This window comes from Oceanobacillus zhaokaii (assembly GCF_003352005.1).
Classification (GTDB): Bacteria; Bacillota; Bacilli; order Bacillales; family Amphibacillaceae; genus Oceanobacillus; species Oceanobacillus zhaokaii.
This window is the reverse complement of record NZ_CP024848.1, coordinates 3,673,214-3,697,021: the sequence shown is the minus strand read 5'-3', so window position 1 is coordinate 3,697,021 and position 23,808 is coordinate 3,673,214. Positions and strand designations below refer to the sequence as shown.

Genomic DNA, 23,808 nt, shown 5'->3' with positions numbered 1-23,808 from the left:
TTATTAATCCACAAAAAGAAAATGTTTAAATTCCTTATTGGTTAATACGCTTGTATTTTAATGGAAAGGGGGGAAGACATGATTTCCTTTAAAAATGTGAATAAGTATTTTGGGGACTTCCATGTATTAAAAGACATTAACCTTACAATTAACAGGGGAGAAGTAGTTGTAATTATTGGTCCATCAGGGTCTGGGAAAAGTACGTTATTGAGGTGCATCAATAAACTTGAAACAATATCTGACGGTTCGCTAATCGTTGGAGATAAAGAAATTCAAGATAAAAAAACGGACATTAATAAAGTTAGGCAACGGATAGGCATGGTATTTCAGCAATTTAATTTATATCCTCATAAAACGGCGCTTGAAAATATTACGCTTGCCCCAATGAATGTATTAAAGAAATCAAAGGAAGAAGCCAAAGAAACAGCCGAGTTCTACTTAGGAAAAGTGGGTATTCCTAATAAAGCTTCTTCCTATCCTTCTCAGCTTTCAGGAGGACAGCAACAACGTGTCGCAATTGCAAGGGCGCTTGCCATGAAACCTGAAATTTTACTCTTTGACGAGCCGACATCGGCACTTGACCCAGAGATGGTTGGGGAAGTATTAGATGTTATGAAGGCGCTTGCAAAAGAGGGTATGACAATGGTTGTAGTAACACATGAAATGGGATTTGCCAAAGAAGTAGGAGACCGAATTATTTTTATTGATGAAGGTCAAATTCTTGAAGAGGCCGATCCTGTGGAATTTTTTGAGAATCCGCAAGAGGATCGAGCAAAATTATTTCTTAACCGTGTATTAAATCATTGAAGAGGAGAGGGAGAAAATGAGAAAACTAAAAAGATTATCGGTTTTAGCAGTAGTGGCATTACTTTCTATTATTCTATTAGCTGCATGTGGTTCTAGTAGTGAGAATGCAAGCGGAGATGGGGAAAAAGGCGGAAATGTGTTAGAGGATATTAAAGATCGCGATAAGATCATTTTTGGTGTGAAATATGATACTAGACTCTTTGGGTTAAAGGATCCAGCTTCAGGTGAAGTAGAAGGATTTGATATTGATATTGCTAAGCAAATCGCAAAAGAAATTGTAGGTGATGAAACAAAAGTTGAATTTGTTGAGGTTACATCAAAGACAAGAATACCTTTATTAAACAAGGGAGATATCGATGCGATTATCGCGACCATGACAATTTCTGAAGAACGTAAAAAAGAAGTTGATTTCTCTGATGTCTATTTTGAGGCAGGCCAATCTTTATTAGTTAAAAAAGGCAGCCCCATCGAAAGTGTTGATGACTTAACAAAAGACACAACGGTACTTGCAGTAAAAGGTTCTACTTCCACAGATAATATCCGTGAAGCAGCTCCAGATGCTCAAGTATTGGAATTCGAAAATTACCAAGAGGCATTCACTGCACTGAAATCTGGGCAAGGCGATACGTTAACAACGGATAACTCTATTCTTTTAGGAATGGCTTCGGAAGACGACTCTTTTGAATTGGTAGGTGGGACGTTCACTGATGAGCCTTATGGTGTTGCCGTTAAAAAAGGGCAAAAAGAGCTAGTAGATGCAATCAATGACGCTCTGACGGCAATGAAAGATAATGGGAAATATGATGAGATTTACAATGAATGGATTGATATGGAATAGAAATAATTGTTTAGATGGATCAATTAACAGGATGAGCATTTTATGCTCATCCTAATTAAATGAAGTGGGGGGAGATGTGTTGGACTTCTCGATTTTAGTAGATTACTCGGATATGTTTTGGGATGGCTTTAAAGTCACGATTGTCGCAAGTTTAACAGCGTTAGTCGCAAGTTTTATCATAGGAACAATTATTGCCGTTATGCGTATTACCCCCATTGCACCATTGCGTTGGGTAGGAGCAGCGTATGTTGAGTTTTTTAGAAATATTCCTTTGGTTGTCATTGCCTTTTTCTTTTTTGTTGGTACTCCTGCGATTGGAATAAAGTTTAGTGGTATTACAGCGGGTACAATTGCACTTTCTATTTATACATCAGCCTTTATTGCTGAAGCTATTCGTTCGGGTATTCTATCTATTCCAAAAGGGCAAACAGAAGCAGCAAGATCATCGGGCCTAAATTATATGCAGACAATGCGAATGATTATTTTGCCACAAGCAATTAGAATTGTGATACCTCCAATCGGAAATCAATTTATTAATTTAGTGAAGAACTCATCCATTTTAGCGCTAATTTCTGGTGCCGACTTGATGTACCAAGCGGATCTTATCTCAGCTAAAACATTTATTGTTTTTGATGTATATATATTAGTCGCATTAATTTATTTAATTATCACAATTCCGTTGAGTTTAGGCTTAAGGTACATAGAAAGACGTCTCGCAAATACTTATTAAGGAGGGGGAAAAATGGATTTTGTCGGCGCATATTCGCTAGATAATTTAGCATTTTTAATGCAAGGATTTTATGTGACATTAAAAGTGGCGGTTATTGCTATTATTTTTAGCTTTATCATCGGCGGGATACTTGGAACTATTCGTTTCTCCAAGGTACCTGTCATATCACAAATAGTCGTTGTTATCGTTGAAACAATTCGAAATTTGCCGCTTCTGTTAATTATACTGTTTACATATTTAGCATTGCCTGAGATTGGTATTAACCTGAGTATCACCGTTTCAGCCATTATCGCTTTAGTTGTTTTTGAATCGTCCATGATTGCTGAAATTGTCAGAGGAGGATTGAATTCAATTGAAAAAGGACAAATGGAAGCAGCACGGTCCTCAGGCCTCACGTATTTGCAAGCATTGCAAAAAGTCATTCTGCCACAAGCATTGAGACGAATGGTACCGAATCTTGTCAGTCAATTTATCTCCCTGTTAAAGGATACATCACTTGCGGTTATCATTTCGTTACCTGAAATGCTTCATCATGCAAAAATTATTCAAGCTCAAAACATACATTATGTAATTCCAATCTTCATATTAATTGCTGTAATATACTTCATTGTAAACTATATATTATCTTTGATTGCAAGACGACTAGAGCTCAAGCATACATGATGTTGACTTTCATACGGATTCGGCACCTGGGGGGAAGAATCTTTCCTTAATTTTTCAGGTGTCATTTTGTGATGAGAATATAAAAAATTAAGGATTTTCATCTATTGACATTTTACGGTATCAAAGGAAGATCGAATGAAGATAAATTACTAAAGGCTGATGGGGAGTAAAAAAATGTGAATAAAGGTGGCTGGGTATCTTCCATGCCACCTATTTAAGTGGATAACTTGTTGGTAATTTGTGATTATTCGTTACCTTTATGGGGATAAGTGTATAAAAATGTGGATAAAAGATGAATATTCTTATCATTGTTAATAAATGAATCATTCTGCAATAGATGTTATGTGGATATTTACTCTATATAAGTGATGTTGCTTCAATAAAGGTAGAGCAGGCACTCAATTATTTTTCCCAAGTAAATCTGTAATATAGGTCGCCAGTCTAATAGTAAAAGAAAATTCATGCATGTTATAATTAGCATATATAAATTTATAGTCAAATGATACAAGTTATGCGGAAGAAAACTTAGAAAGTAAAGGGAAAGATAGCGAATGAAGCGTAAGAAGACGTTGAAGAAAGCTTTATTTCAATCATTTATAACTATGATCCTGCTATTTGGCGTTTTTTTTGTTATATCCATAATATCGATGGTTAACTATGATACGAAGCATGAAGCAGTTAATCCAGGTCCCCGAATATCGGATGAGGTATATAATTATCGTCCACTTGTGGATAAGTATGCAGAAGAACATGGCATTGCTGATTATGTGGATGTGCTGTTAGCAATTATGATGCAGGAATCTGGTGGCAGAGGAAATGATCCAATGCAATCATCGGAAAGCTACTGTGGAGAAATAGGTTGTATCGACGATCCTGAACTGTCTATTAAACAAGGAGTCTATTATTTTTCAAAAGTAATAGAGGATGCTAATGGTGATTTGAAATTAGCAATTCAATCGTATAACTTTGGGCTCGGTTTTATTCATTATGTTCTAGAACAAACAGGAGGTTATACACAAGAAATTGCAATCGATTTCTCACAGGAAATGTATCAAAATGCACCAGATAAGAGTATTTATCGATGCTTACGTGAAGAAGCTAAAGAGTACGATGCATGTTATGGGGATATTTATTATGTTAAATCTGTAATGGCATATCGGGATGTATTAGCTGTAGAATTATAAACATAATGATATGATTAAAGAGAAAGTTCAAAAAGTCCGGTAAAAATGACACATCGATGTTTCTAGTTGGCTTGCTTTTCCGCTACTCACGCTAAAACAGTCAAGGAACTTCTACTAAAACCGTCCACGTCCTGTGGACAAACGTAGAAGTCACCACATCCTGTGGAAGCCCGTTGCGGGGAGCTACGCCGCCTCGAACTTTCGACGCCCAGGACGGGCTAGTGTCGGCGTCGCAACAAATGTTTTTGATGGGGCGATTAATCGCAGTCCCAGGACGTTGCGAACTTAGCCGACGCGGTCCTTTTTATCCTCCCTTTTGAACAAGCACTTAAAGAAAATTTAAGGAGGAATTCTAATGGTAAAAGCAATTCAAACAGACAAAGCACCAGCAGCAATTGGGCCATATTCACAAGCGATCGCAGCAGGGGATTTCGTTTATGTTTCAGGTCAAATTCCTATTAACCCAGAAACTTCTGAGGTAGTTGAAGGAATTGAAAATCAAACAGAGCAAGTGTTGAAAAACCTGCAAGCTATTTTAGCCGAAGCAGGTACTGATTTTTCAAGTGTAGTGAAATTCACTATTTATTTAGCTTCAATGGAACATTTTGCAACAGTTAATGAAATTTATGGAGAATTTTTAACAGAACCATATCCTGCACGCGCAACAGTGGAAGTTAGCCGTTTACCGAAGGATGTACTAGTTGAGATGGATGTTGTAGCATATACTAAATAGGAGGTAAGCTCTTATGGATAATTTTACTTATTACAATCCTACAAAATTAATATTCGGCAAAGGTCAATTAGATGCTTTACCAAGTGAAATTGAACAGTATGGGAAAAGAGTACTCGTCGTTTATGGCGGAGGAAGTATTAAGCAAAATGGTATTTACGATAACATAATGAAAAAATTAGAAGAAATGGATGCAGTAATATTTGAATTATCTGGAGTAGAGCCAAACCCGAGAATTTCAACCGTTCGTAAGGGTGTCGAGATTTGTAAAAATGAGAATATCGATGTTATCTTAGCTGTTGGCGGCGGAAGTACAATAGATTGTACGAAAGCAATCGCTGTTGGTGCTAAAACTGACATAGATATGTGGGATATTATTACTAGAAAAGCGCGTGCTGAAGATGCCCTGCCATTTGGTACGGTATTGACGCTAGCTGCAACAGGTTCAGAAATGAATGCCAGCTCTGTTATTACAAATTGGGAAACAAATGAAAAATATGGCTGGGGGCTTAGACCGTATACCTTTCCGAAATTTTCTATTCTCGATCCAATGCATACTATTTCTGTTCCACGTGACCAAACAATCTATGGGATAGTCGACATGATGTCACATGTATTAGAACATTACTTCCATCAGGCAACCAATACGAAGGTTCAAGATCGATTCTGTGAGGGTATTTTGACAACCATAATCGAAACAGCGCCAAAACTACTCGACAATTTGGAAAGCTATGAGCATCGGGAAACCATTATGCTTAGTGGAACGCTAGCATTAAATAATATGCTAAATATTGGCTTCTCTGGTGATTGGGCTTCACATAATTTAGAGCATGCCGTTTCCGCAGTACATGATATTCCACATGGTGGCGGGCTAGCAATCATCTTCCCGAACTGGATGAAGCATGTTCTTGACGACGATAATGCACCACGCTTTAAACAGCTTGCTGTTCGAGTGTTTAATGTTGATCCAACTGGAAAGTCAGATGAAGAGGTTGCTCTTGAAGGAATTAATCAATTGCGAGCGTTTTGGACAAGCATTGGAGCACCAGCATCATTGACTGATTATGATATTGATGAAAGCTCGGTAGAATCCATGGCAGAAAAGACAGTTACGATGAGTGCAGAATACGGTGGGTTTAAAAAACTTAATAAACAGGATTCTCTTGCCATCTTTCAAGCAAGCTTGTAACAACTGATATTTCCTGGGGAATATTGTAGAATAAAGATGAAAAAAGAAAAGGAAGCACGCCGCACATATGACAGCGTGCTTCCTTTATACTTACTCTTGTCTAGCATGGTGCCGAGTCGAAAATGAGTGTGATTTCTTAGATGTATGTTCAAATCGATACCAAGTAAATAACATAATAAGCCCACAGATGATAAGTAGTATGCTTGTCACAAAGAATACCGCAGAAAAACCAAATGCTGCAGCGATAATACCACCCATTGCTGGACCAATAACATTTCCTAAAAATCGCAAGCTTGTGTTATACCCAAGAACCTCACCCTGCATGGAGAGTGGTGCAGCTTCTCTAATATAAGCGATTCGTGCTGGAATAATCCCACCCATTGTTACTCCTAATAAAAATCGCAGCATTACTAGTTGCCAAATACCCGTAACAAATGCACCTGGAAGATAAACGATTCCTGATAAAAGCAAGAGAAGGGTTAGAATTTTGATATGCCCAATTCTATCTCCGAGCTTGCCCCAGTTCCTTGCCATAAATAGATTACCTAAACCAGCAGCAGAAAATGCAATACCAGCGAAAAAGGCGATATTAACTGGGCCATGAATTTCTTCGACAAATAGCGATAGGATTGGCTGAATACTAAAGTTTGCTATTTGTACTAGTGCAGATAACAATAATACGACCAGCAATGTGGGCTTCTGAAAAATATGCTTAACAACATCTTTACTGGAATAATTCTTATAATCTCGCTTATCTGCAGACAATTTAACTTTAATTTCCTTTACACCAAATAAAACGAGCAATGCGGATAAGAATATTGTTATAGAGACCCATTTGAATGAATTCGCATACCCAAAAGTGTCCGCTAGTACTCCACCCAGCATTGGCCCAATTAGTGAGCCGGTAACACCGCCAGTTTGTAGTGTTCCAAGTACTTTTCCAGCAACTTCTTTCGGTGTTTGTGTCGAAATAAACGCTTGGGACATCGGGATAAATCCTGTTACTATTCCCATTAATAGGCGCAACAAAAAAAGCTGCCATACCGATGTGGCAAACCCCATTAAGAAAACAGAAATACCAATCCCAGTGGCAGAGATAATCAAAATATTCTTTCGGCCAAATTTATCGCCAATCCTTCCCCAGATTGGTGCAAAGATAAAAGCGGTAACGAACGTCACAGCAAAAGTCAGACCTGACCATGTTTGAACATATGAAGCGGAGAAATGACCAAAGGAGCTAATATATAAGGAGATAAACGGAATAACCATTGTCATACTTCCAGAAACAAAAAAGTTAGCAAACCACATGATTGCTAAATTACGTTTAACAGCTTGTGATGAATCAGTAATTGGACCCGCCTTCCTTTCTAAAATATACTTCGATACCCTAAATATACTGTACTCGAAACATTATTGGAAGTTATATGCTCAAACTTGATATGACAGGGCTTTATTAACAACCATAGGATGTATAATGGAGAAAAAAATATCCATAAAGTTACGAAAAGGTTATAATAAATAGGAATCAACTTAAAGTTTATTAATTATTGACTTAGTAACCTGAAAATGACGATTTATAAGGAGAATAAGATATGATGAAATTAAATTTGAAAAAGATTATTTCACTAGTTATTATCGCTAGTATTCTATTAGGATTATCGATACCTGTATATGCAGCTTCAGGTCCGACGGATGTAGATTCTATTAATGAAAAATTAGGACCGCCAATAGTTGTTTACGGTGGCACATTGTCAGAAGAGCAACGAAGTGAAGTGCGTGAGAAATTAGAAGTTAACGATCCTGAATCAGTGGTAGAATACGATGTTACTGGGCAGGATGTAGTAAATTATATCAATGGTGATGCAAATGCCAGATTGTTTTCTTCAGCAAAAATTGTGCGTCAGGAAGAAGGAAATGGGTTGACAATTAATATTGTTACTCCTGAAAATATTACAGAAGTATCGAGCGACATGTATGCTAATGCTCTATTAACAGCTGGTGTATCTGATGCAACGGTCGATGTCGTTTCTCCAGTTAAGGTATCAGGACATTCTGCATTAACTGGGATTTACAAGGCATATGATGCAGAAGGGGTAGAGCTGGATAAGGAGCGAATGGAAATTGCAAATGAAGAGCTCGGAGTAGCAACAAGCCTAGCTGATAATGAAGGTATGTCACAAGAGAAGGTAAGTCAATTATTAACAGAGATTAAGCAAATGATTGCTGATCAAAACCCAGCAACAAGAGAAGATGTAGAACAAATCGTCAGCGAACAATTACAAAATCTAGAAATCACATTAAATGAAGCAGATCGACAAATGCTGATAGATTTATTTGATAAGATGCGTAACATCGATATCGATTTTGGCGCAGTAAAAACCCAACTTGAAGATATTGCTTCTTCTATTTCTGATAAAGCAAATGAACTAGGTTTAGATGCTGGTTTCTGGGAAAAAGTAGCAAACTTCTTCAGTGAAATGTTCCAAGGAATAAGCAATTTCTTTGGTGGATTGTTCAAATAAACTGAGAGATTGATAAAGGGACTCTAATGGAGTCCTTTTTATTATGGATAAGATTATGGCAATAACCAATTCTAACTTACTTTCAAATGCACCACTTAAATCATTGCTTGTTGCTATTAATATAGGATGCAATAGCCTAGGATATCAAATGCACTCGGACCATTCGCTCCGGAAATACACTACGCTTTCCGCGGGCGGCAGGTGAGCCTCCTTGTGCTAACGCACTTCGTAGTCTCACCGAGGCCTTTCCTCCCGCAGGAGTCTCCGTGTATTTCCTCCGCTGGGTTGTGCGACTGTTATGTGTTTTATCTTTCTTGCTATAAGTTATGATGGCATCACCTCTATCATGGGGTTGATTTTAGCGGAGGACAAGAGGCTCTTGCGGTATCAGACCGCTTTGCCTGTGGAAATCGACATTGCGATAGTTCGCAGTTTATATTAACTTCGAATTACCATTCATCACCTGGCAGATAGTATTAAATAACTTCCCCCCCTAAAATACAACGAATAATGTCACCTTGAAACATGGTGATACTCTTGCAAAGCAACAATCTATAGAAAACATCTTCAATCTATTATTCAACTAAACGGATGTTTATACAATATTAACAATATGCGATTAATAACGACAAAACTTTATTTTATGAACTTTTATAAAATTCTGTTGATATATTCCGAGATAATAGTATAATAGCTATCACAGGTAATTTGGAATTATCTGTTAAATAAAATAGAGGTGAATAGAGAGGGGTCAAAAGAATGAAGTGGAAGAGTTGGTCATTGCTTTTAGCTTTATTACTTGCATTGGGAGTCCTGCTAGCTGCTTGTAGTGGAGATGAGCCAGCAGATAGTGACGAAGGTGGAACTGACGATGGTAATACGGAAGAACCTGCAGAATCAGAAGATACAGAGGGTACAGAAGAAGATGCAGAAGCCTCAGCAGGCGGAGATGGCCTTGCCGCAGACCAAACATTTGATATAAATATTAGAACAGAGCCACCTTCATTGCATCCTGGTCTTGCTTCAGATACAACTTCAGGTGCTGTACTCGATCAAATTTTCGAAGGACTTATGAGAATTAACCAAGATGGTGAAGTAGAGGAAGCAATGGCTGAATCCTACGAAGTCTCTGATGATTTGTTAACGTATACATTCCATATACGTGAAGATGCAGTGTGGTCAAATGGTGATCCAGTAACAGCTGGCGACTTTGAATATGCGTGGAAATGGGTATTAAATCCAGATAACGCGGATACAGATTATGCGTACCAATTGTATATCATTAAAGGAGCACAAGCTGCGAAAGAAGAAGGTGCTTCAATCGATGATGTAGGCGTCACTGCAAAAGATGAAAAGACGTTAGAAGTCGTACTTGAACAACCAACGCCTTATTTCCTAGATCTTACTGCTTTCTATACTTACTATCCAGTCAACCAAAAAGTAGTTGAAGGTGCAGCTGACTGGGCGCAAAATGTAACGGATACGTACGTTACCAATGGACCGTTTTTAATCGAATCATGGGCACATAAAGATCAAATCGTACTTAAGAAGAACACTGAATATTGGGATGCAGATACTGTAAAATTAGAAACAATTAATATGTACATGATTGATGATGAAAATACTTCTTTAGAGATGTTTAATAATGGGGAATTAGACTGGGCTGGAGATCCAACAGACGCGCTGCCATTATCAGCAATACCGTCATTAAAAGCGGATGGATCATTAAATATTTCGCCACTAGCTGGTGTTTATTATTATGCATTTAATACTGAGGCAGAGCCGTTTAATAATGTAAATATCAGGAAGGCATTTGCCCTATCGATAAATCGTGAAGGTATTGTTCAAAGTATTACGCAACGTGAGGAAATTCCAGCAATGGCACTTGTTCCTCCATCGATTTGGGAGGAGAGTGAAGAAGGATACTTTAAGGATAATGATGTGGAAACGGCGAAAGAGTATTTAGCAACTGGATTAGAAGAATTAGGATTGGAAGAACTGCCAGCAATTAGCCTTTCCTATAATACGAGTGAAGCACATGCAGCAATTGCTCAAGCTGTACAAGATATGTGGAGACAGAATTTGGGTGTTGAGGTAACTCTGAATAATGAAGAATGGAATGTTTACCTTGATAGTATGGGATCAGGGAATTTCCAAACAGGTCGTATGGGCTGGCTTGCCGACTTTAACGATGCGATTAACTTTATCGAGATTTTCCAATCTGTCGGTGGAAACAACTATACGAACTGGGAAGATGAAGAATACTCAGATCTGATAGAACAATCAAGAACAGAAATAGATCCAGATGCACGTAAAGAAATCTTAAAACAAGCGGAAGCAATCTTTATGGAGGATATGCCAATCGCTCCAGTTTACTTCTATACTAATTCATGGCTGAGCCAAGATTATGTGAAGGATTTAGAAGTATCAGGACTTGGTGGAGTGCAGTTTAAGTGGGCATATCTTGCTGAGGAATAAATCTATGCAGTAATTGATAAAATGCTTTTCAACATAAGGTATATAGAGGGGATCTGTATGCCTTATGTTGATTTCCTTTTTTTCATTTCATTACATATGGCTATACACATATGTAATTTCCTCAAATAGATAGTGGAGGTGAATGTTCATGATTAAATACTTACTTAAGCGAATCGGCTATATTATTCTTTCTTTATTTTTAATTGTTACGGTAACATTTATTTTAATGAAGGCTGCACCTGGTGGTCCTTTTGCATCGGAACGAGCATTACCCCCTGCAATTGAAGCACAAATGAATGAAGCATATGGATTTAATGATCCAATTCATGAACAATATTTCTCTTATCTTATTAATGCCTTCACATTCGACTTTGGTCCATCATTTAAATATGTTGGACAAGAAGTAACCGAGATTATTGGCAGAAGCTTTCCCTATTCGTTGATTCTTGGTTTAGAAGCTATCTTTATTGCTATATCGGTAGGAGTTTTACTAGGAGTTATAGCGGCTGTTAAGCATAATAAATTTGGAGATTATCTGGCAATGATTATTGCTGTCTTAGGAATCTCTGTTCCAAGCTTTATTATGGCGGCAATCTTACAATATATCTTCGCAATTTATCTTCAGGTTTTACCGATTGCTAGATTCGAGTCATTTGCACATACGATTTTACCGGCAGTTGCCTTGGCGACGACACCACTTGCCTTTATTGCGAGATTGATGCGATCAAGTATGCTGGATGTTCTAAATCGTGATTATATTAAAACGGCAAAATCGAAGGGACTCAGTCAACGAGTCGTAACTTATAAACATGCATTGCGCAATGCGATATTACCTGTTGTTTCCTACTTAGGTCCATTAGTTGTCTCGATACTTACTGGGAGTTTTATCATTGAGAAGATTTTTGGTATTCCTGGTTTAGGTAGTGAATTTGTTGTAAGCGTAACCAACCGTGATTATACGGTAATTATGGGTACGACTGTCTTTTTCAGTGTTCTGCTGCTCGTATCGATTTTAATCGTCGATCTTCTCTATGGTCTGATTGATCCACGCATTAAAGTAACATCGAAAGGGGCGAATAAATAATGGAACATCGGCAGTTAAAGGAAATCGACTTTGAAGCCTTACAATTAAAACAATCGGAAGCAGAAAAAATCGTAGGCGAAAGCACTTCATATTGGAAGGATGCTTGGCGTCGGTTTAAAAAAAATAAACTAGCATTATTTGGTATCATTATCATTCTATTATTAGGTGTAATGGCTATCATCGGGGGTCCAATTTCTGGGCAAAATTATTATGAGAATAGCTTATTAGAAGCGAATCAAGCACCATCTGCTGAACATTGGTTTGGTACGGATAATCTAGGGAGAGATGTATTTTCCAGAACATGGTATGGGGCACAAATTTCCCTGTTTATTGGTTTAATGGCAGCCCTGATTGATCTAGTTATCGGTGTTATTTGGGGTGCGATAGCAGGCTTCTTTGGAGGGAAAGTCGATGAAATTCTAATGAGAATTGCGGATGTTTTATACGGTGTGCCGTATCTATTAGTCGTTATTTTACTATTAGTCGTGTTACCGCAAAATCTATGGACATTAATTATTGCTATGACGATAACGGGATGGATAAATATGGCGAGAATTGTCCGGGGCCAAGTGATGCAGCTCAGGTCAGAGGAGTTTGTCATGGCGTCGAAATCATTAGGCGCGAGTAATGGCAGATTATTAATAAAGCATCTCATTCCTAATACTTTAGGACCTATTTTAGTTACATTAACATTAACAATTCCGAGTGCGATATTCACGGAGTCTTTTTTAAGCTTCCTTGGTATTGGTGTACAAGCTCCATTAGCGAGTTGGGGAACAATGTCTTCAGACGCTTTGCCAGCACTTCAATATTACCCAAATCAGCTATTCTTTCCAGCAATATTCATTTGTATTACGATGCTAGCATTTAATGTTGTTGGCGATGGGATGAGGGATGCATTGGATCCGAATGAACGCTAAAAAAGGAGGACATAAGATGAGTAAAATCTTAGAAGTGAAGAATCTTTCCGTATCGTTTGATACATATGGGGCAGAAGTGAAAGCGGTACGGGATGTTAGTTTTCAATTAAACGAAAGGGAAACACTTGCAATTGTTGGAGAATCTGGATCTGGGAAAAGTGTGACCGCACAATCGGTAATGCGGCTCGTGCAAACTCCACCAGGGAAATTCGTCGGTGGGGAAATTCGATTTAATGGAGAAGATCTCCTGCAAAAATCAGAAAAACAAATGGAAAGTATTCGCGGAAAGGAAATCAGCATGATCTTTCAAGATCCGATGACATCGTTAAATCCGACAATGACGATTGGCAAGCAAATTGCAGAAGGACTAATGAAACACCAAAATATGTCAAAGAAAGAGGCACATCTTCGGGGAATCCAGTTATTAAAATTAGTTGGTATTCCAACTCCAGAAGTAAGAATTAAACAATATCCACATCAATATTCGGGTGGGATGCGCCAACGTGCAATGATTGCCATTGCCCTTTCATGTAATCCTAAAATCTTAATTGCTGATGAACCTACAACTGCATTAGATGTTACCATTCAGGCACAAATCCTTGAATTGATGAGGCAAATCCAAGAGGAAACGGGTACAGCAATCATATTAATTACACATGACTTAGGTGTAGTAGCAAATACAGCTAGCAGAGTTGCGGTGATGTATGGTGGAAAGATTGTGGAATCAGCTACAGTGGATGAGATATTTTTTGAACCGAAGCACCCTTATACATGGGGATTATTAGGATCGATGCCGAAGATCGACAGAGAACAGGAGAATCTGCAAGTTATTCCGGGATCACCACCAGATTTGGCTGAACCTCCAAAAGGATGTCCGTTTGTAACGCGCTGTCCATACGCAATGAATGCTTGCAGTGACTATATGCCAGCATTTACTGCGGTATCTCCGACACATGAAGCAGCTTGTTGGTTGTTAGATGAGAGAGCACCTAAAGTAGATATTCCTGAATCAGCAATCGTAGGAGGAGAGGATGTTTATGTCTAATGATAAAGAAAAGCTGCTGGAGATAAAAGATTTAAAAAAACATTTTAAACTGGACAGAAACAATGTATTAAAGGCTGTTGATGGCATCACATTTGATATTTTTAAAGGGGAAACGTTCGGACTGGTTGGCGAATCTGGCTGTGGGAAGTCCACAGCAGGCCGGGCGATTATGCGGTTATACGAAGCAACAGAAGGGAAAGTGGCATTTGACGGAGAGGATGTCCATCAAGCGAAGTCAAAAAGGAAATTAAAGGAATTTAATCGTTCCATGCAAATGATTTTCCAAGATCCATATGCCTCACTAAATCCAAGGATGACGGTAAAGGATATCATTGCAGAAGGCATCGATATTCATGGATTGATAAAATCTTCAAAAGAACGGACGACTCGTGTGAATGAATTACTAGAAATAGTTGGGCTGAATAAAGACCATGGTAATCGCTATCCACATGAATTTAGTGGTGGCCAGCGGCAGCGGATTGGAATTGCCCGAGCGTTAGCGGTCAGCCCAGAATTCATTGTTGCTGATGAGCCGATTTCAGCACTTGATGTTTCGATACAGGCACAGGTTGTAAATTTGCTGAAACGACTTCAAAGGGAGCATGGATTGACATTTCTGTTTATTGCTCATGATCTATCAATGGTAAAACATATTAGTGATCGTGTTGGTGTGATGTACTTAGGGAAAATGGCAGAAATAGCCAAAAGTGAAGAATTATATCGTGAACCATTGCATCCATATACGCAAGCATTAATTAGTGCCATTCCGATTGCAAATCCAAGAATAGAACGGTCACGGGAACGAATCATATTAGAAGGAGATGTTCCGAGTCCAGTTAATCCACCAAATGGATGCAGATTCCGAACAAGATGTCCACTAGCGATGGACGTTTGTGCAAAAATAGAACCAACATGGCAGGAATATAAGCAAGATCATTGGGTTGCATGCCATGTATATGATGAAAACTATAACCAAGAGTTTAAAGCGAGTGATGATAAAAGAAAAGATAATATACCTGTATAATGGTGAGAATATAAGGGGATTTCTGTTACAAAATCTATTATTATATGACTTTTGTAATGCATCTTGTAAAATATGAGACTTTTATATCAAAAATATTACATTTGTAATATTACCGCCTAAATTAGTCATTCTTGTAATAGACTCTTAAACGCCCTGTAACTGTATTCGATAGTCTCCTGTGTTAGTATTGGGTTTGTCAGAAATTTAAGGAGGAACCCAAATGAAGAAATTTGTAGCGGCAATTGCTACGGGGATTATCATTGCTGGCGCAGCTGTAACAAACGTTTCCGCAGAGGAATATGAAGTACAAAAAGGTGATAGCCTTTGGAATATTGCAAATGAAAATAATACGACAGTAGACGAATTAATAGATATAAATGAACTTAAAGACTCAGTAATACACCCAAAACAATTAATTTACATTCAAGCTAATTATTCAGTGCGCCCAGGTGATACATTATTAAGTATCGCGAAGGAGCATAATATTACGTTAAAAGATTTAAGAGAATGGAATAATTTAAAGACAGATCTAATCGTTATTGGTCAAGAGTTATCCATTAAGAATGGTAATGTAAAGCAAGACGACATAGCAGTTACGAAGAAATCTAGTAAGCCAGCAACTACAGATGCAACATCTAGTGAAACCAATACACAGAATACTGCATCAGCACAAACAGAAGCACCAAAGAGTGAAACAAAACAAAAGCAAGAGCCACAAGGTAAGACAATTTCCGTAAAAGCAACAGCATATACAGCAAAATGTGATGGATGTTCTGGTGTAACATATACAGGTGTTGACCTAAATGCAAACCCAAATGCTAAAGTAATCGCTGTTGATCCTAATGTTATTCCACTAGGTTCAGAAGTTTACGTGGAAGGCTACGGATATGCAACAGCAGCTGATATCGGCGGCGCTATTAAAGGAAACAAGATTGACCTTCATGTTCCAACAACGAGTGAAGCAATGAATTGGGGCGTTCGTACAGTTGACGTCACAATTGTTAACTAATCAATATAGTGTGTGTTCAAAAAGGACCGATAACTCATTTTATTGGACTTTTTGAAGATCCCTTTATAAAATTATTGCCAGCAAAAAGGAAAGCATCTATATAAAATGCTTTCCTTCTTTTTCTGAACTCTAAACCTATATATCTATCTTATATTAAGCGATACATTGATTTTCTTAGAATGATTATTGTCCTGAATTACTTCATCTGGATTATCGGTTAATTGTTTAAATCCTACAATCCCAATGCCGATAATTATAACTGCAAGCAAGGTAACTAAAGTTTTTTTCATCGATAATGCCTCCAAAGATTGTTCCTATCCCCATTATAATAAAAATTGCTGCAATTCACCATTGGCAATTCTTAGAAAAATAGGAATAACCGTCAATATTTAAACATAGTAAGAGAATAGGCATCATTTATTGATAGCAGGAAATACGAAAAACTACCTCGCTTTATACGTGCAGACTAGTTTACTATTTATGTATAATAATTTGCAATAATAGTAAGCGCATCCATTTAAGAGGAGGAGTGAAGTGATAAATGACAAGTAAGACACTGAATCAGTTTTTAGATGATTGTATTGCCGAATTGAAGGAGAATGGACTATATAATGCGATTGATGTCGTACAGGGTGCTAATGGACCGGTGATAACAATAGATGGGGTAGAAAAAATTAATCTTTCATCGAATAATTATTTAGGTTTAGCTGCAGATAACCGTTTAAAGGCAGCAGCAAAGCAAGCCATTGATTCTCATGGTGTGGGATCTGGTGCAGTTCGAACGATAAATGGAACACTCGATTTACATATTCAACTAGAGAATAAGCTAGCACAATTTAAAGGGACGGAAGCGGCAATTTCTTATCAATCTGGCTTTAATTGCAATATGGCGGCAATTTCTGCAGTGATGGATAAAAACGATGCAATCCTTTCTGATTCATTAAACCATGCATCGATTATTGATGGGTGTCGCTTGTCAAAAGCAAAAACTATTCGATTTGGCCACTCAGACATGAAGGACCTTCGCCAAAAGGCAAAAGAAGCGGCTGAGTCTAGAGCATATAATAAAATTATGGTTATTACCGATGGTGTATTTTCCATGGATGGCGATATCGCAAATCTTCCTGACATCGTTGCAATTGCTGAGGAATTTGACTTGATTACTTATGTTGATGATGCACATGGGTCTGGCGTAACAGGAAATGGAGCTGGTACGGTTAAGCACTTCGGACTCGAGAAGCGGATAGATTTTCAAATGGGGACTCTCTCGAAGGCAATTGGTGTTGTTGGTGGGTATGTTGCTGGCAAAGCAAATCTAATCAATTGGTTAAAGGCACGATCGCGTCCTTTTTTATTTTCAACTGCACTTTCACCAGCTGATACGATTGCGAGTGCAAAGGCACTTGAAATATTAATGGGAAGTACGGAGCTAAATGAGCAATTATGGAAAAATGGCACTTATTTAAAGGGTGAATTGAAGAAATTGGGATTTAACGTTGGAGTTAGTGAAACACCAATCACCCCTTGTATTATTGGCGATGAAAAACAAGCACAGATGTTTAGTAAGCGATTATTTGAAGAAGGGGTATATGCGAAGGCAATTGTCTTTCCGACAGTGCCAAGAGGTACAGGGAGAGTTCGCAATATGCCAACTGCTGCACACACTACAGAAATGTTAAATGAAGCCGTTTCAGTTTACGAAAAGGTTGGGAAAGAGCTAGGCATCATTTAATAAATCATCCAGTATGACAAAGGGGTGCTGGAAATGAAGCGAATTCTAGTTACTGGTGCGCTCGGTCAAATTGGAACAGAACTCGTCAACAAGCTGCGCGATGTGTATGGAACACTGAATGTAATTGCGACAGATATACGTGCTGATGATGCCGTTAAAGAGAAGGGGCCAATTGAATTGGTTGATGTAACAGATGGATCAGCTATTTTCCAGTGTGCGGTAAAATACAGAGTGGATACAATCATCCACTTAGCATCCATATTGTCTGCAAAGGCAGAGACAGCCCCTAGACTTGCGTGGGATGTCAATATGGTTGGATTAATCAATGCAATTGAGGTTGCACGAGAGCTTGATTTACAATTTTTTACGCCAAGTTCGATAGGTGCATTTGGACCCTCGACACCAAAAAATAATACCCCACAAGTTACATTGCAACGTCCAACGACAATGTATGGCATCAGTAAAGTTGCGGGAGAACTATTATGTGATTATTATTTTAAACGATTTGGAGTTGATACACGTGGACTAAGATTTCCTGGTTTAATTTCCTATCTTGCACCACCAGGAGGGGGGACGACCGATTATGCCGTGGAGATTTATTATCATGCAGTGAAAAATAAAACCTACAAGTCTTATATCGCGGAAGGAACGGCAATGGATATGATGTATATGCCTGATGCATTAAATGCAATTATAACACTGATGGAAGCGAACCCGGAGAAACTGGTGCACCGTAATGCCTATAATGTATCATCATTCTCCGCAGCGCCAGAAGATTTTGCTAGGGTAATAAAGAAGCATATCCCAGCATTTACACTAGATTATCAAGTAGATCCCATTAGACAAAGCATTGCTGATAGCTGGCCAAACGTAATTGATTGCTCTGAAGCAGTAAGTGATTGGAAGTTTCGGGTGGAATATGATTTAGAAAAGCTATCGAAGGATATGCTAGCAAAAATTAAAAGGGATCTGGGAAAATAGCATCAAGAATGTCCATAAATCATCGGGAGTGCGTGAATATCACCAAGAGCATGAGAACTCCGTTCAAGCGCCCGAAATTTCAACAAACGCTCCACCCTGGTTAACATAAAGTTCAACAAAAAATACGCCCTCCCAAAGGAAGAACGCATCATTCGCTATTAAACAGCATACATCTTGCTTATCTGCTTTTGAATATCTTTATCTTGAACGTATTCATCATAACTGATTTCTTTATCAATAATTCCGCTTGGTGTAATTTCAATCAGACGATTAGCGATACTATTAACAAATTGATGGTCATGTGAAGTAAAGAGAATGGAACCTTTAAATTTAATTAGACCATTATTTAATGATGTAATTGATTCAAGGTCCAGATGGTTTGTTGGCTCATCAAGAATTAAGACATTTGCACTTGAAAGCATCATTTTCGAAAGCATGCAACGAACTTTCTCTCCGCCGGATAATACATTAGCCTTCTTCAAAGCTTCTTCACCAGAGAATAACATTCTACCTAGGAATCCACGTAAGAAAGTTTCTGTTTGTTCATCTGGTGATGAATATTGACGTAACCAATCGACTAGTGAAAGCTCATTATTTTCGAAGAACTCACTATTGTCTTTTGGAAAATAAGATTGAGAGGTTGTCACACCCCATTTATATGAACCAGAATCAGGTTCAAGCTCGCCAGTTAGGATTTTGAATAAAGTCGTTTTAGCAATATCATCCTGACCAAGGAAGGCTACCTTGTCGTCTTTATTTATAGTGAAGCTAATATTATCCAATACTTTCTTGCCGCCGATTGTTTTCGTAAGTCCTTCGACACGTAATAAGTCATTACCTATTTCACGTTCGGGAGTGAAGGCAATATATGGATATTTACGTGATGATGGTCTAATATCATCAAGTGTAATATTTTCAAGCATCTTCTTACGAGAAGTTGCTTGTTTTGATTTCGATGCGTTTGCACTAAAGCGGGCAACGAAGGCTTGCAGCTCTTTAATTTTTTCTTCCTTCTTCTTGTTTGCATCTTGTGCCATTTGTGTTGCTAGCTGACTGGATTCATACCAAAAATCATAGTTACCAACGTAGATTTGAATTTTACCAAAATCAACATCCGCAATATGTGTACATACCTTATTTAGGAAGTGACGGTCATGGGAAACGACAATAACAGTATTCTCGAAATTGATTAGGAATTCTTCTAGCCATTGAATAGCCTGTAGATCAAGACCGTTTGTCGGCTCATCTAGCAGTAGAATATCCGGATTACCGAATAAACTTTGTGCTAGCAATACCTTTACTTTTTGGTCTTCTGGTAATTCGCTCATTTTCTTCGTATGAAGAGACTCGCCAATGCCAAGGCCTTTTAATAAAATGGCTGCATCTGATTCAGCTTCCCAACCATTCATTTCTGCGAATTCACCTTCAAGCTCAGCTGCACGCATTCCATCTTCCTCAGAGAAGTCCGCTTTCATGTAAATTGCGTCTTTCTCCTGTTTCACTTTATATAATTTCTCAAAGCCGATTAATACGGTATCTAATACTTCGTGATCTTCAAAGGCAAAGTGGTCCTGTTTCAACATCGTTAGTCGCTCACCAGGAGACATGGAAACATTTCCAGACTGTGGTTCAACTTCACCAGATAGCACTTTTAGAAAAGTCGACTTTCCAGCACCATTTGCGCCAATGACACCATAACAGTTACCAGGAGTGAATTTTAAGTTAACATCTTCAAAAAGTTTCTTGTCACCATATCGTAAACTAACATTATTTACAGTTATCATAACGAATTGTTTCCTCCAATTAAATAAATAGTACTCAAAATTAGCTTACGTCATTTAAGGGTCTTCGTCAATGTAAAACTGTTATCTATTATAATAGGAAGTGATTTTTTTATGGAAGGTATTATAAAATTTCCAATTTTTAGTGACTAGTGAAAAATAAAGCTATATTTTTAAGTGAAGATGTGAGAAAATGAATTCCTATCCAATAGATTGGGGAAGGAGTGAATTGGATGAAAGAAAAAACAATCTATTTTTTGTTCACTGATACAGGAACTGTATTATCAAGGACAATCCATTATTGTATGAGGACATCTTATAACCACGTTTCCATTAGCTATGATAGTACATTAAAGAATGTATATAGTTTTGGGCGTAAAAATCCAAATAACCCATTTATTGGCGGGTTTGTAAAAGAAGATATTCAAAGTGAATTCTTTAAAAAATCCGAGTGCGCCATTTACCGATATCAACTAAGTGAAGCGGAATATCAATCGATTATCCGTAACATTGAAGAAATAGAAGCTAGAAAACAGGATTATAAATATAATTTCATTGGTCTCTTTGGTATATTATTGCAAATTGAGATTAAACGTAAGAATGCTTTTTTCTGTTCGCAATTCGTTGCAACTGTATTAAAAGATTCCGAGAGATTTCAATTTGGCAAGCCTGCTAGTCTAACTACTCCAGCGGATCTTCGCATGAGCGAAGGAATGCAATTGATTTATCAAGGAAGACTAGAAGATTACCAGCCTGAACATGCGGTTGAAGAAAGAAAATTAGTTATTGGTGAGCAAATCTCACCGCGGCAATCATTTACATTTTTTATATCTAATACAGTAAAACGCTTCGTGACGAAGTAGAAAGGACTTTACAAATAGTAGAGTTCTTTTTTTACCACTTATTTATTGATATATTGCTAAATAACCTTATAATGAGGATTCACTCAAGGGTTACCGATTCAGGAAAAAACTAAGCACACCGCATCCATAAACCGCTGGGAAAATGCAAGGTGAATCACCTCTGGAGATCAATCAATCCCTAATGATTGATAGGGTACATTAATTTTAAACACTAAGTTATTTGCCTCTAGGTCGATATGCTCAACGGCGACCTTGAAGTTACTTTTCATTTCTATTTCTGTCACAGCAAGGTAGATTGCTTCGTCATTTGGAATTATTGTAACCCACTCGGGCATCGATAAATATTCCTTCATGAATTCCATGATGATTTTATTAGGTAATTCCAGTAAGCCAACGGAAATTGAGCGCAGCTTTAAAATGATATCTCCATTTTCCTGTACAAGTGGTTCAAAATGGACAGCGAGTGGTACAGTAGTTGAGAAAACAGGCAGTTCTCCAATTAATTGCACATCATCTTCAAGGGAAACCTGATATTGATGCTCGGTATCCTTCTGGAGCTGGGCGAGATAAGTATTTATTAAATCATTTAAATTTTTCTTTGTTGTTCGTACGAAAAATTCAGAGCTTGCTTCTTTTACATTCTTTTCATTTAAAGCGATATCTCTCTGAGAACCGGGCCAAAAAATAAGAACAGTAAAGATGATGATAACGGCAATATTTAAAGCTAGTAAGCTATAAAAAAATTTTTTCCATTTATTTTTTTCTTTCAAACGCTGGTTTCGAGTGGACATGTTCTTCATCCTTCTCTTTTGTAATATATGCTAATACACGAGCAGCGATTCGGTGGTAGCCGATGTAATTTGGATGAAAGTTATCCTCTGCTAAAAGATTAATCTCCTCGTCCTGGAATAAATCATCTGTAGGGATAAATGTAAGATTGCTATAGCGTTCTGAAATCAGCCTTGTTGTATTATTCCATGAATCAACAATCATATTCAGTTCCTTAATATCTGAAAAATATCGATCAAAGGGATTATAAAAACCGATTAAATAGATTCTTGAACTTGAATTTATTTCTTGAATCTGTTCGATAATGCGGTTTACATTTTTACCAAATTCCATTTGTTTTGGAGCAAAGTCTTCTATTTGCAGATCTGCAATATTCTCTCTTACTACTTGCAGTAAATCGTTTGCACCAATCGTAATTAAAATGATATTCGAATCTTTAATAGCGGTAAAGACTTCCTCTTTATTTAATTGCTGCAATAGTTGTGCTGAACTTATCCCGCGTTTGCCAAAATTATTAATTGTCGCGATCTGGCGTTCCTCATTAAGGGTACGATCAAGAATACCGACGTATCCACCACGTTTAGAAGTATCACCAAATCCTTCTGTAAGCGAATCACCAACTGCAACAATTTGTGTTTCATGATCAGGAAATGCTTCAACTGTCCATTGAACCGCCTCGATAATTTTATCTGGAAGGGCAACTTCCTCCTGTGCTTGAGTGTCTACTTTTACTTCTTCTTTGGGAGTTTCTCTTTCGAATGGCATCTTATATACAACCTGTTGCTCTTTTTGTGGAGAGATTACGATGTCCTGTTGTTCTGGACCGGTACGATTCAGAAAATAAATGGAACCAATACCTATTGTAAAAACGAATATAATAAAAAATACAAACATTCTTTTCATCTAATCACACCTATACATAACTAGTATATATTATGAAAAAAATCACTAGATGACTTCATTATAAAGTAGATTTCCATAATGTATACCTTAATATTGTAAGCAATATTAAAGGAAGTTAAACACAGTCAATAAAAAATAGGTAATTTTATCTTGATTATTGCTTAATGATATATATTGAGACTAACAATGATGTTGCTATTCACTTCTCTAGTGATTTCTCAAACGATGAGCAGAATACTAAATTAAGCTTTGTATTATCTCCGACTAATTAGTATCTTTCACATTTGAAGATTTAATAAAAGATTGATGGTTATACAAGTGATTAATGGTATTTCGTTATCGATATAAATTGCGACTTAACTTAGATTGATGACTGCTCACAGACCAGTAGCTGGAGCGCAGTTAGGGGAGCTGGTGAGCCTTCTTGGGCTTTCGCACTTCGAAGCCTTACCTAGGCTCTTCTTCCCACAGGACAAGGAAAGCTACGTCAGCATTACATCGCACGAAGAAAATTGCTCTTTATTTTCGAGGAGTCT

22 protein-coding genes are annotated in these 23,808 nt (G+C 37.7%); 17 read left to right on the top strand and 5 right to left on the bottom strand.

Translation table 11 applies throughout. The features are described from left to right. Positions 1-78: 78 nt before the first annotated feature. From CUC15_RS18055 to CUC15_RS18025, 7 genes are all read left to right on the top strand, one after another. Entirely contained in the window at positions 79-807 is a 729-nt protein-coding gene (locus CUC15_RS18055; RefSeq protein ID WP_114918006.1) for an amino acid ABC transporter ATP-binding protein, read from the top strand. A 16-nt stretch (positions 808-823) separates the two neighbouring features. Beyond that, positions 824-1,645: a transporter substrate-binding domain-containing protein gene (locus CUC15_RS18050; RefSeq protein WP_114918005.1), complete on the top strand. Its 822-nt coding sequence runs from the start codon at positions 824-826 to the stop codon at positions 1,643-1,645. 76 nt (positions 1,646-1,721) lie between these two features. Then, positions 1,722-2,375, top strand: a complete 654-nt coding sequence (locus CUC15_RS18045; RefSeq protein WP_114918004.1) for an amino acid ABC transporter permease — start codon at positions 1,722-1,724, stop codon at positions 2,373-2,375. Between the two features lie 12 nt (positions 2,376-2,387). Beyond that, positions 2,388-3,038, top strand: a complete 651-nt coding sequence (locus CUC15_RS18040) for an amino acid ABC transporter permease (RefSeq protein WP_114918003.1) — start codon at positions 2,388-2,390, stop codon at positions 3,036-3,038. 551 nt (positions 3,039-3,589) lie between these two features. Then, a complete protein-coding gene (locus CUC15_RS18035) occupies positions 3,590-4,222 on the top strand; it encodes a lysozyme family protein (protein ID WP_114918002.1) in 633 nt (210 codons plus the stop codon). A 355-nt stretch (positions 4,223-4,577) separates the two neighbouring features. After that, positions 4,578-4,955, top strand: coding sequence for a RidA family protein (locus tag CUC15_RS18030; protein ID WP_114918001.1), 378 nt, complete (start codon positions 4,578-4,580; stop codon positions 4,953-4,955). Between the two features lie 13 nt (positions 4,956-4,968). Continuing rightward, positions 4,969-6,141 carry an iron-containing alcohol dehydrogenase gene (locus CUC15_RS18025; protein ID WP_114918000.1) on the top strand — a complete coding sequence of 391 codons (1,173 nt, stop codon included), beginning with the start codon at positions 4,969-4,971 and terminating at the stop codon, positions 6,139-6,141. Between the two features lie 90 nt (positions 6,142-6,231). On the opposite strand, the gene CUC15_RS18020 is transcribed toward CUC15_RS18025, so the two are convergent. After that, positions 6,232-7,449, bottom strand: coding sequence for an MFS transporter (locus CUC15_RS18020; protein WP_114917999.1), 1,218 nt, complete (start codon positions 7,447-7,449; stop codon positions 6,232-6,234). A gap of 287 nt (positions 7,450-7,736) precedes the next feature. Between CUC15_RS18020 and CUC15_RS18015 the strand changes: the two genes are divergently transcribed. The 7 genes from CUC15_RS18015 (at position 7,737) to CUC15_RS17985 (ending at position 16,223) form a co-directional block, all read left to right on the top strand. After that, entirely contained in the window at positions 7,737-8,663 is a 927-nt protein-coding gene (locus CUC15_RS18015) for a DUF1002 domain-containing protein (RefSeq protein WP_114918505.1), read from the top strand. A gap of 759 nt (positions 8,664-9,422) precedes the next feature. Next, on the top strand, positions 9,423-11,141 hold the full coding sequence (locus CUC15_RS18010; protein WP_114917998.1) for a peptide ABC transporter substrate-binding protein: 1,719 nt from the start codon (positions 9,423-9,425) through the stop codon (positions 11,139-11,141). Between the two features lie 148 nt (positions 11,142-11,289). Then, complete coding sequence (locus CUC15_RS18005; protein WP_114917997.1) at positions 11,290-12,225, top strand: ABC transporter permease; 936 nt, start codon at positions 11,290-11,292, stop codon at positions 12,223-12,225. Further along, complete coding sequence (locus tag CUC15_RS18000; protein WP_114917996.1) at positions 12,225-13,145, top strand: ABC transporter permease; 921 nt, start codon at positions 12,225-12,227, stop codon at positions 13,143-13,145. The genes CUC15_RS18005 and CUC15_RS18000 overlap by 1 nt, the downstream gene beginning before the upstream one ends. A 16-nt stretch (positions 13,146-13,161) precedes the next feature. Next, positions 13,162-14,190: an ABC transporter ATP-binding protein gene (locus tag CUC15_RS17995; protein ID WP_114917995.1), complete on the top strand. Its 1,029-nt coding sequence runs from the start codon at positions 13,162-13,164 to the stop codon at positions 14,188-14,190. Then, positions 14,183-15,214: an ABC transporter ATP-binding protein gene (locus CUC15_RS17990; protein ID WP_114918504.1), complete on the top strand. Its 1,032-nt coding sequence runs from the start codon at positions 14,183-14,185 to the stop codon at positions 15,212-15,214. Before CUC15_RS17995 ends, CUC15_RS17990 begins: the two co-directional genes overlap by 8 nt. A 220-nt stretch (positions 15,215-15,434) precedes the next feature. After that, complete coding sequence (locus CUC15_RS17985; RefSeq protein ID WP_114917994.1) at positions 15,435-16,223, top strand: LysM peptidoglycan-binding and 3D domain-containing protein; 789 nt, start codon at positions 15,435-15,437, stop codon at positions 16,221-16,223. A 143-nt stretch (positions 16,224-16,366) separates the two neighbouring features. Here the strand turns inward: CUC15_RS17985 and CUC15_RS20175 are convergent, their stop codons facing one another. Further along, a complete protein-coding gene (locus tag CUC15_RS20175; protein WP_162800358.1) occupies positions 16,367-16,513 on the bottom strand; it encodes a hypothetical protein in 147 nt (48 codons plus the stop codon). Positions 16,514-16,764: 251 nt separating this feature from the next. Here CUC15_RS20175 and CUC15_RS17980 point away from each other — a divergent pair, with 251 nt between their 5' ends. Then, positions 16,765-17,955 (top strand): glycine C-acetyltransferase, encoded by a 1,191-nt coding sequence (locus CUC15_RS17980; protein WP_114917993.1) that lies wholly within the window; start codon positions 16,765-16,767, stop codon positions 17,953-17,955. A 33-nt stretch (positions 17,956-17,988) separates the two neighbouring features. Further along, entirely contained in the window at positions 17,989-18,936 is a 948-nt protein-coding gene (locus CUC15_RS17975) for an NAD-dependent epimerase/dehydratase family protein (RefSeq protein ID WP_114917992.1), read from the top strand. A 158-nt stretch (positions 18,937-19,094) separates the two neighbouring features. On the opposite strand, the gene CUC15_RS17970 is transcribed toward CUC15_RS17975, so the two are convergent. Then, the gene (locus tag CUC15_RS17970; RefSeq protein ID WP_114917991.1) at positions 19,095-20,720 is read right to left on the bottom strand and encodes an ABC-F family ATP-binding cassette domain-containing protein; all 1,626 of its coding nucleotides are present in this window, start codon (positions 20,718-20,720) and stop codon (positions 19,095-19,097) included. Positions 20,721-20,950: 230 nt separating this feature from the next. Between CUC15_RS17970 and CUC15_RS17965 the strand changes: the two genes are divergently transcribed. Beyond that, positions 20,951-21,580, top strand: a complete 630-nt coding sequence (locus CUC15_RS17965; RefSeq protein ID WP_114917990.1) for a hypothetical protein — start codon at positions 20,951-20,953, stop codon at positions 21,578-21,580. A gap of 167 nt (positions 21,581-21,747) precedes the next feature. On the opposite strand, the gene CUC15_RS17960 is transcribed toward CUC15_RS17965, so the two are convergent. Next, positions 21,748-22,371, bottom strand: a complete 624-nt coding sequence (locus tag CUC15_RS17960) for a YpmS family protein (RefSeq protein ID WP_114917989.1) — start codon at positions 22,369-22,371, stop codon at positions 21,748-21,750. Beyond that, positions 22,334-23,272: an SGNH/GDSL hydrolase family protein gene (locus tag CUC15_RS17955; protein WP_114917988.1), complete on the bottom strand. Its 939-nt coding sequence runs from the start codon at positions 23,270-23,272 to the stop codon at positions 22,334-22,336. Before CUC15_RS17955 ends, CUC15_RS17960 begins: the two co-directional genes overlap by 38 nt. Positions 23,273-23,808: the final 536 nt, after the last annotated feature.